Origin of the sequence: Devosia sp. 2618 (assembly GCF_040546815.1) — a bacterium.
Classification (GTDB): Bacteria; Pseudomonadota; Alphaproteobacteria; order Rhizobiales; family Devosiaceae; genus Devosia.
In genome coordinates this window covers 3,859,374-3,873,601 of the sequence record NZ_JBEPOO010000001.1, presented here as the reverse complement: position 1 = coordinate 3,873,601, position 14,228 = coordinate 3,859,374, and the positions used below count along the sequence as shown (strand labels likewise).

Genomic DNA, 14,228 nt, shown 5'->3' with positions numbered 1-14,228 from the left:
CCTCAGCCCATTTGCGGCTTAGAACCACTCCAAACTTCCCCTGCCGGAATACCGCTATGACCAAGGCCCGCACGCTCTACGACAAGATCTGGGATGACCATCTGGTACAGAACAACGAGGATGGTACCTCGCTGCTCTATATCGACCGTCATCTGGTCCATGAAGTGACGAGCCCGCAGGCCTTTGAAGGTCTTCGCATGAACAACCGCAAGGTGCGCCATCCTGAGCGCACGCTGGCCGTTGTCGATCATAACGTACCCACCACCGACCGTTCGCTGCCCAATCCCGACCCAGAAAGCGCGATCCAGATCGCTGCACTGGCCGAGAATACCAGCGAATTCGGCATCGAATATTTCGACCCCTTCGACAAGCGTCAGGGCATCGTGCACATCGTTGGCCCCGAGCAGGGCTTTACCCTGCCAGGCATGACTATCGTTTGCGGCGATAGCCACACCTCGACCCATGGCGCCTTCGGCGCGCTGGCGCATGGTATCGGCACCTCGGAAGTGGAACACGTTCTGGCCACCCAGACGCTGATCCAGCAGAAGGCCAAGAACATGCTGGTGCGTGTTGACGGCCAGCTGCCACCGCACGTCACCGCCAAGGACATCATCCTCGCCATCATCGGCGAAATCGGCACTGCCGGCGGCAATGGCCACGTCATCGAATTTGCTGGCGAAGCGATCCGCTCGCTGTCGATGGAAGGCCGCATGACGGTCTGCAACATGACCATTGAAGGCGGCGCCCGCGCCGGCCTGATCGCCCCCGACCAGACCACGTTCGACTATGTCGAAGGCCGCAATCGCGCGCCAAAGGGCCAGGCCTGGGATATGGCCGTCGATTACTGGAAGACCCTCTATACCGACGAAGGCGCGGTCTACGACAAGGTCGTCATCCTCGATGCAGCCAAGCTCCCGCCAATCGTCAGCTGGGGTTCTTCGCCTGAAGACGTCATCTCGGTCACCGGCGTCGTGCCGAACCCAGACGACATCCAGGACGAAAACAAGCGTGCTTCCAAGTGGCGGGCGCTCGACTATATGGGCCTCAAGCCCGGCACCAACATCACCGACATCACGGTGGAACGCGTGTTCATCGGCTCGTGCACCAATGGTCGTATCGAAGATCTGCGCGCTGCCGCTGCGGTGATCGGGGATCGCAAGGTTGCTGCGGGCGTTGACGCCATGGTCGTGCCCGGCTCGGGTCTGGTCAAGGATCAGGCGGAAGCCGAAGGCCTGCACAAGATTTTCCTCGATGCCGGTTTTGAATGGCGCGAGCCCGGTTGCTCGATGTGCCTGGCCATGAACCCGGACAAGCTCAAGCCGCAGGAACGCTGCGCTTCCACCTCCAACCGCAATTTCGAAGGCCGCCAGGGCTTTAAGGGCCGCACCCATCTGGTGTCCCCTGCCATGGCCGCAGCCGCCGCAATTGCCGGCCACTTCGTCGACATCCGCGAGTGGCAGTAAGCCAGCCAGATTGGGGGGCGCGGTTCGCGCCCACCCTCGACGATCTTGAAGCGCTGGCCAGCCAGGCGCTGAGCGAGCTGCCTGAACCATTCAAATCGCTGGCGGCTGACGTGACCTGCTCGGTCGCCGAATTTGCCGAGGACGACATCCTCGCCCATTTCGGCATGGAGAGCCCCTTCGAGTTGATGGGGCTATTCACCGGCATTGGCCTGACCGAAGACGGCGCCGTGCCCCATACCGGCCAATTGCCCAATACAGTCTTTCTTTATCGCCGCGCGATTTTAGACTATTGGGCCGAGCATGATGACAATACGCTGGGCGAAGTTGTGACCCATGTGCTCATCCATGAACTGGGCCATCACTTCGGCTTTTCCGACGACGACATGGAAGAGATCGAGCGCGCCGCTGACGCTAATAGTCGGCAGGACCCGCAAAAGCCCCAGAATTGATATGGTTCCCGAGGTGCCTAGCATTTGAAATGTTAAGGTAAACATTGGGTAAATCTTGGGATTTCCCCTTAATACGCTAAATCTTCATATCCTTGCTCAACTTCTCAGCCCTCCGAGCGTTGAACAGCAACAAGTAAAGATATGGAGCTCGTTGAAATGACCAACATGCGGTCAAAGACTGCCCTCAAGATCGTGCAGCCAGAACTCGAACAGATGGAAGCCGTGATGCAGGACGCCGCAAAGCAGGCGGCGCCCATGGTGCAGCGCCTGGCTTCGCATCGCGACCGGATCGACCTTGCCGTCAAGGAACTGGAAAGCGAACGCTTCGACCTGCTATCGCGCCGTGACCTGCTTCGCCGTCAGTATGAAGCTGTCGAGCAGGGCCTGACCATGCATATCGAAGACATCGAAACCACCATGCGTCTCTATGAAAATGGGCTGAATTCTCTGGCCACTCCACAGTGATCGTCGTTCCGGGGCCGGTTGGTAGTGGCAGAGCGCGCTAATCGCGCGCCACAAATTCAAATTCTGCTTCACTACCGCCGGCCGGATCGTCCGATACGACGACCGCCAGCTTGTTTTCATCAAGCGCCGCGAACCATTCGTCCCAGCTCACCAGCTGGAAACCGCCAAGCCGATCCGGGCCTTCATTGCCATCGGTATTGATCGCGTGCTGGCCAAAGGTCAGCTGCAACAGCGTCCGCGAGCCGGTGCCGTCCGGGGTATCCATCAACATGGGATTGCCCCCACGCGCTTCGGCCCACTGGCGGATGTCTTCGCGGTCGGTAAGAGTCTTGGCCATCTGTAACGCTCCAAATTGCTGTGGCAGAACAAGCGCGCCAGCGCACACTTGGTTCCGTCGCAATTCCCAACGGCGCAACGGCCTGCTAAGAACCGCTGCCAGCGCCGGAGCAAGCATGAACAACAAGACCAATTCTATTTTTGTCGGCCAGATCGGGGCCGCCCATGGCATCAAGGGCGGTGTCCGGATCACCACACACACCCAGGACCCGCTGGCGATTGGCACCTATGGTCCATTGGCAACCGATCGTCCGGGCCTGACCATCAAGCTGATCAAGCCGCGATTGCAGAAAAATGTAGTCGTTGCTCACATCGAGGGCATCAACGATCGTTCCGCTGCCGAGCAGCTCAACGGCGTCAGCCTGTTCGTCGATCGCAGCAAGTTGCCAGAGATCGACGACGAGGACGATTTCTATCACACCGACCTGATCGGGCTCGATGCGCGGCTGGAAAACGGCATCACAATCGGCAAGGTGTCGGCCATTCCAAACTTTGGCGCCGGCGACCTGATCGAAATCCGTGATCCGCAAAGCGGCGACACGTTCCTCTATCCATTCTCCAAGGCCGTCGTGCCGACCATCAAGATCGACGAAGGCTATCTCATCATCGTGGTGCCACTCGATGCGCCCGAAGATGAAGAAGAGCCCAATTGAGTTTTTCGGCATCCATCATCACGCTGTTTCCCGACCTGTTTCCCGGGCCTCTTGGGGCTTCGGTGCTGGGCCGGGGACTTGCCGACGGCCTTTGGTCGCTTGAAACGACGCAGTTGCGCGATTTTGCGACCGACCGCCATCGCACGGTAGACGATACCCCATCGGGTGGCGGCGCCGGCATGGTGCTCAAGCCCGACATTTTGGCCAAGGCTATCGACACGGTTTCGCCCGATGGCGATCCCCGCCCCCGCATCCTGATGTCGCCGCGCGGCAAGCCACTAACGCAGGCCCGGGCCCGCGAGCTCGCACTCGGCCCCGGCGCGGTGATCGTATGCGGTCGCTTTGAAGGCATCGACCAGCGCGTCATAGACGGCCGTGGGCTCGAGGAAATCTCGATTGGCGACTATGTGCTAGCCGGTGGCGAAGTTGCCGCCATGGTGCTGCTGGAAGCCATTGTACGGCTGATCCCAGGCGTGCTCGGCGGCGCCGACAGCCATGCCGACGAAAGCTTTGAGAACGGGTTGCTGGAATACCCCCAATATACCCGCCCGCAGAGTTTTGAGGGTGTCGACATCCCCGCAGTGCTGACCTCGGGCGACCATGGCAAGATCGGCAAATGGCGCGTCGAACAGAGTTTGGGGCTGACCAGGACACGACGCCCGGATCTACTTGGGCCGCCAAAGTCATAAAAGTGTCCGAAACGCTAGACTCTTGGGCCGTTTTCGCCTATAGCCGCGCCACTATCGCGACGTTGGGCTAATCGGACCCGGCTCGCACCAATAAAAAGACGACCAACCTCCGTTACCAACCAAGACCGGGCGATCGACCCTCACGGGTCGAATAAACGCTCCTTTGAAAAGATTCAGAACGGAATCGACATGACCAACATCATCGAACAGATCGGCGCCGAACAGGTCGCAGCGATCACCGCCAAGCGCGAACTGCCAGAATTCACCCACGGCGACACCATCAAGGTCTGGGTAAAGATCACTGAAGGCGCCAAGGAACGTCTGCAGGCTTATGAAGGCGTTGTTATCGCCATCAATGGCGGCGGCATCACCACCAGCTTCACCGTCCGCAAGATCTCGTATGGCGAAGGCGTGGAACGCGTGTTCCCCCTTTACTCGCCAAACGTGGCATCGGTCGAAGTTCTCAAGCGCGGTAAGGTTCGTCGCGCCAAGCTGTACTACCTGCGCGATCGTCGCGGTAAATCGGCTCGTATTTTCGAATCGACCAACTCGCGCACCAAGAAGATCGAAGCTGGCGAACGCTCCGCAGCAATCGCTGCCAAGGAAGCCCGCGAAGCCGAGAAGGTTGCAGCAGCCGAGGCATTCGCCATCGAGCAGGCAGCCAAGGACGCGGAAGCCGCAGCAGCTGCTGCCGCCGCTGCCCAGGCCAGCGCTGCCGAAGAGGCACCCAAGGCTGAATAAGCCCTGGTCCAATTTGAATTTGAAAAACCCGGTCGCAAGGCCGGGTTTTTTGTTGGCTGATTCACGTGAAACGCCCTCGTGGTTCGAGGCTTTGCGAAGGGCAAAGCACCTCACCATGAGGGCCTACTGGAACACCGCGCCAAGAGCAGCCCTCATGGTGAGGTGGGAGCGCCGCGACCCTCGAACCACGAGGGCGCGGCACCGCAATCCCCCTCAATTGGTCAGCACATTGTTAGCATTGAGCGTGCCATTTCCGGCTTTACGTGTTCGGCCGGCTCCGCGATAAGAAAGCCCCTGCCCGCTAGCCGAGTCCCACATGTCCGTTTCGATCGTCACCTGGAACATCAATTCGATCCGCCTGCGCCTGCCGATGGTGCTCGACTTCATCGCCCAGCACACGCCAGACGTGATCATGTTTCAGGAGATCAAGTGCACGGACGACCAGTTCCCGCGCAACGCCTTTACCGAGGCCGGTTATCCCCATCAGGCGGTGCATGGCCAGAAGGGCTATCATGGCGTCGCCATCGTTTCGAAATTCCCGCTGACCGATGTGTCGAGCCGGGTGTTCTGCGAGATCCCGGAATCGCGCCACGTCTCGGCGCTGACCGATTTCGGCCACGGCCCGGTGACGCTGCACGATTTCTATATCCCTGCTGGTGGCGATGAGCCCGATCCGGCGATCAACCCCAAATTCAAGCACAAGCTGGGGTTCCTGTCCGAGCTGACCACCTGGTTCAACGACCCCATCTTTCAGCGCGGGCATCTGATTGCCGGCGATTTCAACATCGCGCCGCATGAAAACGACGTCTGGAGCCACAAGCAGCTGCTCAAGATCGTCAGCCATACCCCCGTCGAAACCGAAGCGCTCGACGCCATCCTCAATGGCGGCCATGGCTGGACCGATCTGGTGCGCAAGCACGTGCCCTATGACCAGAAGCTCTATTCCTGGTGGAGCTATCGCAGCGCGGACTGGGAAAATGCCAATAAGGGCCGCCGACTGGACCATATCTGGTCCACGGCCGACATCGCCGAGCATTGCATCGGCGCCGAGATCCTCAAGCCCTATCGCGGCTGGGCCGAAAAGCCGAGCGACCACGTCCCGGTGATTGCACGGTTTGCTGGGGTTTGATCTTGCTTACCTCTCCCTTGGGGAGAGGTCGGAGCGCAGCGACGGGTGAGGGGGCCTTGCCCAGCACCGCATCTAGAAAAGGCCCCCTCACCCGACCCAAGGGGGTCGACCTCTCCCCCAGAGGGAGAGGTGAAGAGGGTGCCGAAAATCAGTCAGATTTCATCCGGCGGCGCGAGGGTTCGAGGGCGCCGAGATAGTTGCCGAGCTGCTGCTCGATCCGCGACACGGCGCGCTGCGCCAATTCGGGCGATTGCTGCACCAGCTTGAGGAACGCGCTGCGCGGCACGAACAGCGCGGTGCATTGGGTGACGGCGGTAATGGTGATTGGGCGGGGTTTGGCCAGGATCAGCGCCATGGCTGACACCACGCTACCGGGTTCCGACACCGCATAGGGCTTGCCGCCCCCGGCGCCTTCCGGGCGGGCCTTGAGCGTGCCTTCGGTCAAGACAAATGCGCCCAGCGGGACGTCGCCGGCCTGATAGACCACGTCGTCGGGCTCGAAACGGCGCAAATCGCCGGCAAAAGCCAACATGCGCTTTTGCTCGTCGTCGCAGATATCGAAGAATTCGGCCTGCGCCAGCGCCTCGGCCGCATCGTCCCTGATCATATACCCCAATCCGGATGCGCATTGGCCCCGCCGAAGCGGAGCCACATCATCCTATAGGGCATTTCAAAAGCAATTGTACTCGATTTTGTATGGAATGGGGCGAGCGCGGCCGCCATCCACCGCTTTCACGGTACGAGGCGATAGCCGCCCTCTTCCGTCACCAGCAGACGCGCATTGGAGGGATCGCGTTCGATCTTCTGGCGCAGGCGATAGATATGGGTTTCGAGCGTGTGGGTGGTCACCCGGTTATTGTAGCCCCAGACCTCTTTGAGCAGCACATCGCGCGTGATGGTCTTTGGACCCTGGCGATAGAGGTATTTGAGGATCGAGGTCTCCTTGTCGGTCAAGCGAACCTTGTTGCCATCATTGGCCTCAAGGACCTTGGCCGATGGCTGGAAGCTGTACTGGCCGATGGTAAAGACCACGTCCTCGCTCTGATCATGCTGGCGCAGTGCCGCATTGATGCGCGCGAGCAGAACCGGAAAGCGGAACGGCTTGGTGAGATAGTCATTGGCGCCCGAATCAAGCCCGCGGATCTGGTCCGCGTCGCTGTCATGGCCGGTCAGCATCAGGATCGGGCTTTTATAGCCCTCGGTGCGCAACACTTTGACCGCCTCGCGGCCATCCATATCCGGCAGGCCGACATCAAGGATCATCAGATCGATATTGTTTTCCCGCGTCGCCTTGAGGGCGTCATTGGCCGTACCAGCCTGCAGAATCTCAAACTCACGATGCGTTTCGAGCTGTTCGACCAGCGTTTGGCGGAGGTCCGCGTCGTCGTCCACCAGCAGGATGCGTCGCTTGTTCATTGTTTTCTCCGGTCTTTTTGCGTCGACCTGCCCAACGGTCACAATATTGCGACCTGTTTTTGACCAGCCAATCACATCGGCGTTATTTCGTGTAGGAACGAAGAAACGGCACCAGAAGTTGCAGTCTAGCGGGCCATCAGTGGCAATTTATCGCAGCGTTTGATTAGACCTGCGCTGGCCGATGTCCAAATAGCGCCGAGCCAACCCGCACATGGGTCGCCCCCATGGCAATGCCGGTCTCAAAATCGCCGCTCATGCCCATCGAAAGGTTTTGCACACCCGCCGCCCGGCCAAGCGTTGCCAGATGGGCAAAATAGGGCCCCGGCGGCACGCCATCGGGCGGAATGCACATCAGGCCGACAATCTCCAGACCATGCTCTGTGCGGCAGCGTTCAACAAAGGCCACGGTCTCGGCCGGGGCAATCCCAGCCTTTTGGTCCTCAAGGCCAATATTGACCTGCACAAAGCACGGCAGAGGCCGCCCTGCCCGCGCCATCTCGGCCGCCAGCACACCCGCCAGCTTGTCGCGATCGACCGTCTCGATCACGTCAAACAGCGCCACGGCTTCGCGCGCCTTGTTGGTCTGCAGCGGCCCGATCAGATGCAGTTTGACGTCCGGGAAGCGCTCGCGCAGCCCCGGCCACTTATCATTGGCTTCCTGCACGCGGTTCTCGCCAAACACGCGTTGCCCTGCTTCGAGAAACGGCACGATTTCGTCGGCGGCAAAGGTCTTGGAGACCGCCACCAGTTCAACGCTTTCGGGTGGCGCGCCAAACCGGGCATGAGCGCTCAAAATGCGCTCGCGGATGGCGGCAAGTCTGCTGATGGCGCCGGAGTCCATGCTTTCGCCCTGTTCTTGTTGACCTTGGGGGGGATTTCTGGTGATGGTCCGGTAGCTAAAAAACCCCACAAACGCAAGCAGCGCGCCAGTTTTGCGCAGGTCTGCGGCAAATCAATCCAAGGGACGAATACAGTGAGCGGCGAACGCTACAATCCGCGCGAAATGGAACCGAAATGGCAGAAGGTCTGGGACGAACGCCAGAGCTTTGTCAGCAGCAATGATGATCCGCGCGAGCCCTACTACGTCCTAGAGATGTTCCCCTATCCGTCTGGCCGTATCCACATGGGCCATGTGCGGAATTACTCGATGGGCGACGTCGTGGCGCGCTATTATCGCGCCAAGGGCAAGAATGTGCTCCACCCCATGGGGTGGGACGCCTTCGGCCTGCCCGCTGAAAACGCCGCCATCGAGCGCAAGACCCATCCGGGCACCTGGACGCGCGCCAATATCGCCACCATGCGGACGCAGCTCAAATCCATGGGCCTTGCCATCGACTGGACGCGCGAAATCGCCACCTGCGAGCCCGAATACTACAAGCACCAGCAGTCGATGTTCATCGACATGATGGAAGCGGGCCTCGTCACGCGCAAGCAGTCCAAGGTCAATTGGGACCCGGTCGATATGACCGTTCTGGCCAATGAGCAGGTCATCGACGGCAAGGGCTGGCGCTCAGGCGCGCCTGTGGAACAGCGCGAGCTGACGCAGTGGTTCTTCAAGATTTCCGACATGGCCGAAGAGCTGCTGGACGGTCTGGACGGGCTGACCGAATGGCCGGAAAAAGTGCGCGTCATGCAGCGCAACTGGATCGGCAAGTCCGAAGGCCTGCGGCTGCTGTTTGAAGTGATTGCGTCTGACAAGACCAACACCACCAGCCTTGAAGTCTTCACCACCCGGCCCGACACCATTTTCGGTGCGTCGTTCCTGGCGCTGTCGGCTGACCATCCGCTGACCACTCAGCTGGCGGCCGGCAATCCCGAGCTGACCGAGTTCATCGCCGAATGCCATCGTCAGGGCACGGCGACCGAAACGCTGGAAAAGGCCGATAAAAAGGGCGTGTTCACCGGGCTTCACGTGAAGCATCCGGTGATCGAGGGCGCCACCCTGCCCGTCTATGTCGCCAATTTCGTGCTGATGGATTACGGCACCGGCGCCATTTTCGGGTGCCCGGCGCATGACCAGCGCGATCTGGACTTTGCCCGCAAATATGACCTGGCCGTCATTCCCGTCGTGCTGCCCACCGGCGCCGACGCGGCAAGCTATGCCGTTGGCACCGAAGCGGGCACCGAGCCCGGCACCATCTACAATTCGGGGTTCCTTGATGGCCTGACCGTCGATGCCGCCAAGAAAGCCATTGGCGAGCATTTCGCCGCCCGCAGCGTTGATGGCCAGCCCCAGGGCAAGGTCGAAATCAACTATCGCCTGCGCGACTGGGGCGTATCGCGCCAGCGCTATTGGGGCGCGCCGATCCCGGTGATCCATTGCGAGGTCTGCGGCACCATTCCAGTGCCCAAAAAGGACTTGCCCGTCGTGCTGCCCGATGACGTTTCCTTCGACAAGCCCGGCAATGCGCTGGACCACCATCCGACCTGGAAGCACGTGAACTGCCCGCAATGCGGCGGCGAAGCGCGTCGTGAAACCGACACCATGGACACGTTCGTTGATTCGTCCTGGTATTTTGCCCGCTTTACCGCGCCGCAGGCCGACACCCCGACCATTCCCGAAGTCGCCAATCGCTGGCTGCCGGTGGATCAGTATATCGGCGGCGTCGAGCATGCGATCCTGCACCTGCTCTATTCGCGCTATTTCACCCGCGCCATGAAGGCGACCGGCCATGTCGGACTCGACGAGCCGTTCAAGGGCCTCTTCACCCAAGGCATGGTGACGCACGAAACCTACAAGTCGGAAGCCGGCGAGTGGGTGAACCCCACCGAAGTGCTGTTTGACACCACGGGCGACGAGCGCACCGGCAAGCACATCAATTCGGGCGCGCCGATCACCATCGGCTCGATCGAAAAGATGAGCAAATCCAAGAAGAACGTGGTCGATCCCGACGAGATCGTCGCGACCTATGGCGCCGATACCGCGCGCTGGTTCATGCTGTCGGACTCCCCACCGGAACGCGATTTCCAGTGGACCGAGGCCGGTGTCGAAGGCGCCAGCCGCTTCCAGCAGCGCGTCTGGCGGCTGCTTGGCGAAACCATCGAGATCATTAAACAGTCTTCTGGAATTGTTCGCACTTCCGACGACGCCGAAGGCCTTGCGCTACGCAAGATCGTGCATCGCGCCGTCCATTCGGTCGGTGCCGATATCGAAGGCCTGCGCTTTAACCGCGCCGTGGCCCAGATCTATGAGCTGACCAACGCGCTGGTTCGCTCTGCCGGCATCGCCGCCGCCGCTCCCGCCGCCCGTCTGGGCGCGCTGGAAGAGGGCGTGGAGCGCCTGATCCAGCTTTTGGCACCGATGATGCCCCATCTGGCCGAAACCTGCTGGGTGGAGCTCGGCAGAAGCGGGCTCGTGGCTGACGCACCATGGCCAGCAGTCGATGCGTCGCTGCTGGTCGACGATACCGTCACCCTGCCGATCCAGATCAACGGCAAGCGCCGCGGCGAAGTCACCGTGGCAAAGGGCATGCCTGCCGCCGAGGTCGAGAAACTTGTCTTGTCAATGGACGAGATCACCCGCATTCTGGACGGCAAGGCACCCAAGAAGATCGTTATTGTTCCAGACAGGATCGTCAATGTCGTGGTCTAGGCTCGCTCGTCCCGCCGCACTCGGCGCAATGCTGCTGGGGGCCAGCCTCGCGCTGGGCGCCTGCAGCTTTTCGCCGGTCTATAGCGGCGCTCTGGCGGAGCAACCCCTACTGAACTTCGCCTATGCAAAGCCCAATAGCCGGCTTGAACAGGTGGTGTATCAGGAACTAGCCCTAAGGTTCGGCTCGTCCGACTCCGAAACCGCACCGCTGGCGCGGGTATCGGTCAGCGTTTCGACCGACCGGCCGCTCATGTCCAGGACGAACAATCCCAACAAGCTGACCGAGCTGACGGTGACGGCCACTTTGGTGGTCACCTATCGCGACGGCCGCACTGTGGAACCAGTGCGTTTGAGCCACTTTGCGACGGCGCAGTACACCACCAGTAGCCAGGTCCTGGCCAACAATGTTGCCCGGACCGACGCCGCCGAGCGGGCCGCAAAAGCTGCCGCGGAATCCCTGCGTCTGGCTATTCTGGCGTCGCTCAGCCGCTGATGACAGCCCTTAAAGCGCATGAAGTGGCGCGCTTTTTGGCGCGTCCCGACCTCACCGAAGGCATTTTCCTCGCCTATGGTCCAGACGCTGGCCTGGTCCGCGAAACCGCCCAGCGCCTGATTCGCCAGCTGAGCGGCAACGACCCGGAATCGGCCAGTATCGTCGTGCTGGATGGCTCCGAAGTGGACGCAGACCCATCCATCCTCGCGGTCGAGGCCCGCACCATGTCGCTGTTTGGCGGCAAACGTATCGTTCGCGTGCGGGGCGCCGGCAAATCACTGGTCATGACGCTCACCGAGCTGCGCGATAACCCCGGTGGGGCCACCATCGTGCTCGAGGCCGGCAATCTCACCCCCAAGGATGCCCTGCGGGCCCTCGTGGAGGCCGCAAAGCTCGGCCGGGCCCTGCCCTGCTACCCGGACAGTGATGAGACGCTACAGGCTCTTATTCGCGAGACGTTCAACCAGCAGGGCATCCGCGTCGAGGCCGATGTCGTCGTCACCCTGCGTGAGATCCTCGGTAATGACCGCGAAATCACGCGCCGCGAGCTGGAGAAGCTGTCTCTCTACGCCGCCAAGAGCAAGGAACTGACCCGCGAAGACGTCATTTTGCTCTGTGCCGACAATGGCATGCTGGTTATCGACGCCATTTTGGATGCGACGGGCGGTGGCCACGCCGAAAAGCTGGAACTGGCGCTCAACCGCGCCCTGTCCTCCGCCGTCGACCCGCAGCGCCTGCTTGCCATGTGCACCATCCATTTCGCCAATCTGCGCCGCTGGCGTGCCGAAGTCGATACCGGCAAGAGCCCCCGCATGGTCCTCGACGGCCTACGCCCCAAGCCACACTTTTCGCGCACCTCGGCACTCGAACAGCAATTGCGCATCTGGTCCGACGACCGCCTGGCCATGGCTTGCGAACGCATTCTGCAGGCAACCGCTGACAGCCGCCGCCGCCCTGGCCTGGCCGGACCCACGCTGCGGCGCGCCCTCCTCGCCATCTGCATGATGGCGGCGACGCACTAGGCATCCGGAAAAACAAAAAGGGCGCCCAATGGAGCGCCCTTTTCAATTCTGTCGCAGTTTCACGTGAAACTATTTGCGATTTTAGCTAGTTCGCATAGCCCGTCAGCTTGAGGCAGATGCCATCAAGCTGTTCCAGCGTTTTGTAGCGAATTTCCAGCTTTCCGCCGCGATCGCCATGCGCCAATGACACCGAAAGCCCCAAAGCGTCGGACAAACGGCGCTCCAGCGCCACCGTATCGGCATCGCGATCGGCATGCGGCACGCTTGGCTTCTTGGTGCCGGCGATATCGCGCTGCTGGCTCAGAGCCTCAGCCTCACGCACGGACAGGCCACCGGCCACAATCTGATGCGCCAACGTCGCTGGGTCCTCAGCCGTAATCAGCGTACGGGCGTGACCGGCCGTCAGCGTACCGCTGGCCACCATGCCGCGTACATCTTCAGGCAGACGCAGCAGGCGCAGCGTATTGGCGACATGCGAACGGCTCTTGCCGATGACCTGCGCCAGGTCCTGCTGGGTATAGTCAAACTGTTCGATCAGCTGGCCGTAACCCATTGCTTCTTCAAGAGGATTAAGATCGGCGCGCTGCACGTTTTCGATAATGGCGAGCTCGAGCGCTTCCTTGTCGTCCACATCGCGCACGATAACCGGCACATCATGCAGCCCAGCTTTCTGGGCCGCGCGCCAGCGGCGTTCACCAGCGATCAGCTCGAAAATATTAGGATCTTCGCTCGGACGAACCAGAAGCGGCGACATCACGCCCTTCTCGCGGATCGAATTGGTCAGCTCTTCGAGCTGATCCGGATCGAATGTACGGCGCGGGTTGGCTCGGTTGGCAATGATAAATTCAACTGGCAGCTTTTTGACGCCACCCGATTCAGTGACGCGGGCGCCCTCAACGGTCGCCATATCCCCAATGAGCGCCGCCAGACCGCGGCCTAGACGTGTGGGCTTGTCGTTCATCTCGGGCTCCTATGCCGCGTTGAGCTGCCGCTCGCGGCGGATCACTTCGGTAGCCAGCCGCAGATAGGCCTGGCTGCCGGCACATTTCAAATCATAAAGCAGCGCCGGCTTTCCATAGGATGGCGCCTCGCTGAGCCGCACATTGCGCGGGATCACCGTGTCATAGACCAGATCTCCCATTTCGCTGCGTACATCATGCAGAACCTGTTCGCTCAGATTGTTGCGCTTGTCGAACATCGTCATCACCACGCCCTGGATCGACAGACGCGGATTGAGCGTCGAGCGGATCTGCTCGATGGTCTGCAACAGCTGGCTGAGGCCTTCCAGCGCAAAGAACTCGCACTGCAACGGCACCAGAACCGCATCGGCGGCAACCAGCGAGTTGATGGTCAGCAAGTTGAGCGACGGCGGGCAGTCGATGAGAATATAACTCACCGGGCGCTCATTGATTGTCAGATCATTGAGCTTTTTGAAGGCATCGCGCAGCTTGAACGCGCGGTCGGCATGCCCGGCAATAGTCAGCTCAACGCCCAGCAAATCCATGGTCGATGGAACAATAGCCACATTGGGCACGCTGGTCATGATCGCGGCCTGCGCAACCGTCGCCTCGCCGACCAGCAGGTCATAGGACGAGACTTCGCGGTCTGTGCGCGAGATTCCGAGACCCGTCGAGGCATTGCCCTGCGGATCGAGGTCGACAATCAGCACGCGCTCGCCAATAGCGGCCAGCGCCGTTGCCAGATTGATTGCAGTCGTGGTCTTACCCACGCCGCCTTTTTGATTGGCCAGTGTCAGGATACGGGGCGCCAATTTAGGCCT

The 14,228-nt window shown here is 60.8% G+C and carries 16 protein-coding genes; 10 read left to right on the top strand and 6 right to left on the bottom strand.

The annotated features are described in order from the left end of the window. The first annotated feature begins 56 nt into the window (after positions 1–56). The 3 genes from leuC to ABIE28_RS19130 all read left to right on the top strand — a co-directional run bounded on the left by leuC (position 57) and on the right by ABIE28_RS19130 (position 2,377). The gene (gene leuC, locus ABIE28_RS19140) at positions 57–1,463 is read left to right on the top strand and encodes a 3-isopropylmalate dehydratase large subunit (protein ID WP_354065721.1); all 1,407 of its coding nucleotides are present in this window, start codon (positions 57–59) and stop codon (positions 1,461–1,463) included. Further along, positions 1,454–1,912, top strand: a complete 459-nt coding sequence (locus tag ABIE28_RS19135) for a metallopeptidase family protein (RefSeq protein ID WP_354065719.1) — start codon at positions 1,454–1,456, stop codon at positions 1,910–1,912. The genes leuC and ABIE28_RS19135 overlap by 10 nt, the downstream gene beginning before the upstream one ends. Positions 1,913–2,068: 156 nt before the next feature. Then, a complete protein-coding gene (locus ABIE28_RS19130) occupies positions 2,069–2,377 on the top strand; it encodes a hypothetical protein (protein WP_354065717.1) in 309 nt (102 codons plus the stop codon). Positions 2,378–2,414: 37 nt separating this feature from the next. Here ABIE28_RS19130 and ABIE28_RS19125 read toward each other — a convergent pair whose 3' ends face one another. Beyond that, positions 2,415–2,714, bottom strand: coding sequence for a hypothetical protein (locus ABIE28_RS19125; protein WP_354065715.1), 300 nt, complete (start codon positions 2,712–2,714; stop codon positions 2,415–2,417). A gap of 115 nt (positions 2,715–2,829) precedes the next feature. Between ABIE28_RS19125 and rimM the strand changes: the two genes are divergently transcribed. From rimM to ABIE28_RS19105, 4 genes are all read left to right on the top strand, one after another. Beyond that, entirely contained in the window at positions 2,830–3,366 is a 537-nt protein-coding gene (gene rimM, locus ABIE28_RS19120; protein WP_354065713.1) for a ribosome maturation factor RimM, read from the top strand. Then, on the top strand, positions 3,363–4,055 hold the full coding sequence (trmD, locus tag ABIE28_RS19115; protein WP_354065711.1) for a tRNA (guanosine(37)-N1)-methyltransferase TrmD: 693 nt from the start codon (positions 3,363–3,365) through the stop codon (positions 4,053–4,055). Before rimM ends, trmD begins: the two co-directional genes overlap by 4 nt. Before the next feature lie 189 nt (positions 4,056–4,244). After that, on the top strand, positions 4,245–4,796 hold the full coding sequence (rplS, locus tag ABIE28_RS19110) for a 50S ribosomal protein L19 (RefSeq protein WP_354065709.1): 552 nt from the start codon (positions 4,245–4,247) through the stop codon (positions 4,794–4,796). A 316-nt stretch (positions 4,797–5,112) separates the two neighbouring features. Further along, complete coding sequence (locus ABIE28_RS19105) at positions 5,113–5,925, top strand: exodeoxyribonuclease III (protein ID WP_354065707.1); 813 nt, start codon at positions 5,113–5,115, stop codon at positions 5,923–5,925. Between the two features lie 148 nt (positions 5,926–6,073). Here ABIE28_RS19105 and ABIE28_RS19100 read toward each other — a convergent pair whose 3' ends face one another. From ABIE28_RS19100 to ABIE28_RS19090, 3 genes are all read right to left on the bottom strand, one after another. Continuing rightward, the gene (locus ABIE28_RS19100; protein ID WP_354065705.1) at positions 6,074–6,532 is read right to left on the bottom strand and encodes a cyclic nucleotide-binding domain-containing protein; all 459 of its coding nucleotides are present in this window, start codon (positions 6,530–6,532) and stop codon (positions 6,074–6,076) included. Between the two features lie 125 nt (positions 6,533–6,657). Then, positions 6,658–7,341 carry a response regulator transcription factor gene (locus tag ABIE28_RS19095; protein ID WP_354065703.1) on the bottom strand — a complete coding sequence of 228 codons (684 nt, stop codon included), beginning with the start codon at positions 7,339–7,341 and terminating at the stop codon, positions 6,658–6,660. Between the two features lie 163 nt (positions 7,342–7,504). Further along, positions 7,505–8,182 carry a YggS family pyridoxal phosphate-dependent enzyme gene (locus ABIE28_RS19090; protein WP_354065701.1) on the bottom strand — a complete coding sequence of 226 codons (678 nt, stop codon included), beginning with the start codon at positions 8,180–8,182 and terminating at the stop codon, positions 7,505–7,507. Positions 8,183–8,314: 132 nt separating this feature from the next. Between ABIE28_RS19090 and leuS the strand changes: the two genes are divergently transcribed. Genes leuS through holA form a run of 3 tightly spaced genes read left to right on the top strand, consistent with a single transcriptional unit; the run spans position 8,315 to position 12,448 of the window. Continuing rightward, positions 8,315–10,933, top strand: coding sequence for a leucine--tRNA ligase (gene leuS, locus ABIE28_RS19085; protein WP_354065699.1), 2,619 nt, complete (start codon positions 8,315–8,317; stop codon positions 10,931–10,933). Further along, entirely contained in the window at positions 10,920–11,426 is a 507-nt protein-coding gene (locus tag ABIE28_RS19080; protein ID WP_354065697.1) for a hypothetical protein, read from the top strand. The genes leuS and ABIE28_RS19080 overlap by 14 nt, the downstream gene beginning before the upstream one ends. Continuing rightward, positions 11,426–12,448: a DNA polymerase III subunit delta gene (gene holA / locus ABIE28_RS19075; RefSeq protein WP_354065695.1), complete on the top strand. Its 1,023-nt coding sequence runs from the start codon at positions 11,426–11,428 to the stop codon at positions 12,446–12,448. Before ABIE28_RS19080 ends, holA begins: the two co-directional genes overlap by 1 nt. A gap of 85 nt (positions 12,449–12,533) precedes the next feature. Here the strand turns inward: holA and ABIE28_RS19070 are convergent, their stop codons facing one another. Together ABIE28_RS19070 and ABIE28_RS19065 are read right to left on the bottom strand one after the other, a co-directional pair. Next, the gene (locus tag ABIE28_RS19070) at positions 12,534–13,409 is read right to left on the bottom strand and encodes a ParB/RepB/Spo0J family partition protein (RefSeq protein WP_354065693.1); all 876 of its coding nucleotides are present in this window, start codon (positions 13,407–13,409) and stop codon (positions 12,534–12,536) included. 9 nt (positions 13,410–13,418) lie between these two features. Further along, the gene (locus tag ABIE28_RS19065) at positions 13,419–14,219 is read right to left on the bottom strand and encodes a ParA family protein (RefSeq protein WP_354065691.1); all 801 of its coding nucleotides are present in this window, start codon (positions 14,217–14,219) and stop codon (positions 13,419–13,421) included. Positions 14,220–14,228 lie beyond the last annotated feature (9 nt).

Coding starts and splice junctions, on each gene's coding strand:
- leuC (WP_354065721.1), top strand. CDS start 57: ATGACCAAGGCCCGCACGCTCTACGACAAGATCTGGGATGACCATCTG.
- ABIE28_RS19130 (WP_354065717.1), top strand. CDS start 2,069: ATGACCAACATGCGGTCAAAGACTGCCCTCAAGATCGTGCAGCCAGAA.
- ABIE28_RS19125 (WP_354065715.1), bottom strand. CDS start 2,714: ATGGCCAAGACTCTTACCGACCGCGAAGACATCCGCCAGTGGGCCGAA.
- rimM (WP_354065713.1), top strand. CDS start 2,830: ATGAACAACAAGACCAATTCTATTTTTGTCGGCCAGATCGGGGCCGCC.
- rplS (WP_354065709.1), top strand. CDS start 4,245: ATGACCAACATCATCGAACAGATCGGCGCCGAACAGGTCGCAGCGATC.
- ABIE28_RS19105 (WP_354065707.1), top strand. CDS start 5,113: ATGTCCGTTTCGATCGTCACCTGGAACATCAATTCGATCCGCCTGCGC.
- ABIE28_RS19100 (WP_354065705.1), bottom strand. CDS start 6,532: ATGATCAGGGACGATGCGGCCGAGGCGCTGGCGCAGGCCGAATTCTTC.
- ABIE28_RS19095 (WP_354065703.1), bottom strand. CDS start 7,341: ATGAACAAGCGACGCATCCTGCTGGTGGACGACGACGCGGACCTCCGC.
- ABIE28_RS19090 (WP_354065701.1), bottom strand. CDS start 8,182: ATGGACTCCGGCGCCATCAGCAGACTTGCCGCCATCCGCGAGCGCATT.
- ABIE28_RS19080 (WP_354065697.1), top strand. CDS start 10,920: ATGTCGTGGTCTAGGCTCGCTCGTCCCGCCGCACTCGGCGCAATGCTG.
- holA (WP_354065695.1), top strand. CDS start 11,426: ATGACAGCCCTTAAAGCGCATGAAGTGGCGCGCTTTTTGGCGCGTCCC.
- ABIE28_RS19070 (WP_354065693.1), bottom strand. CDS start 13,409: ATGAACGACAAGCCCACACGTCTAGGCCGCGGTCTGGCGGCGCTCATT.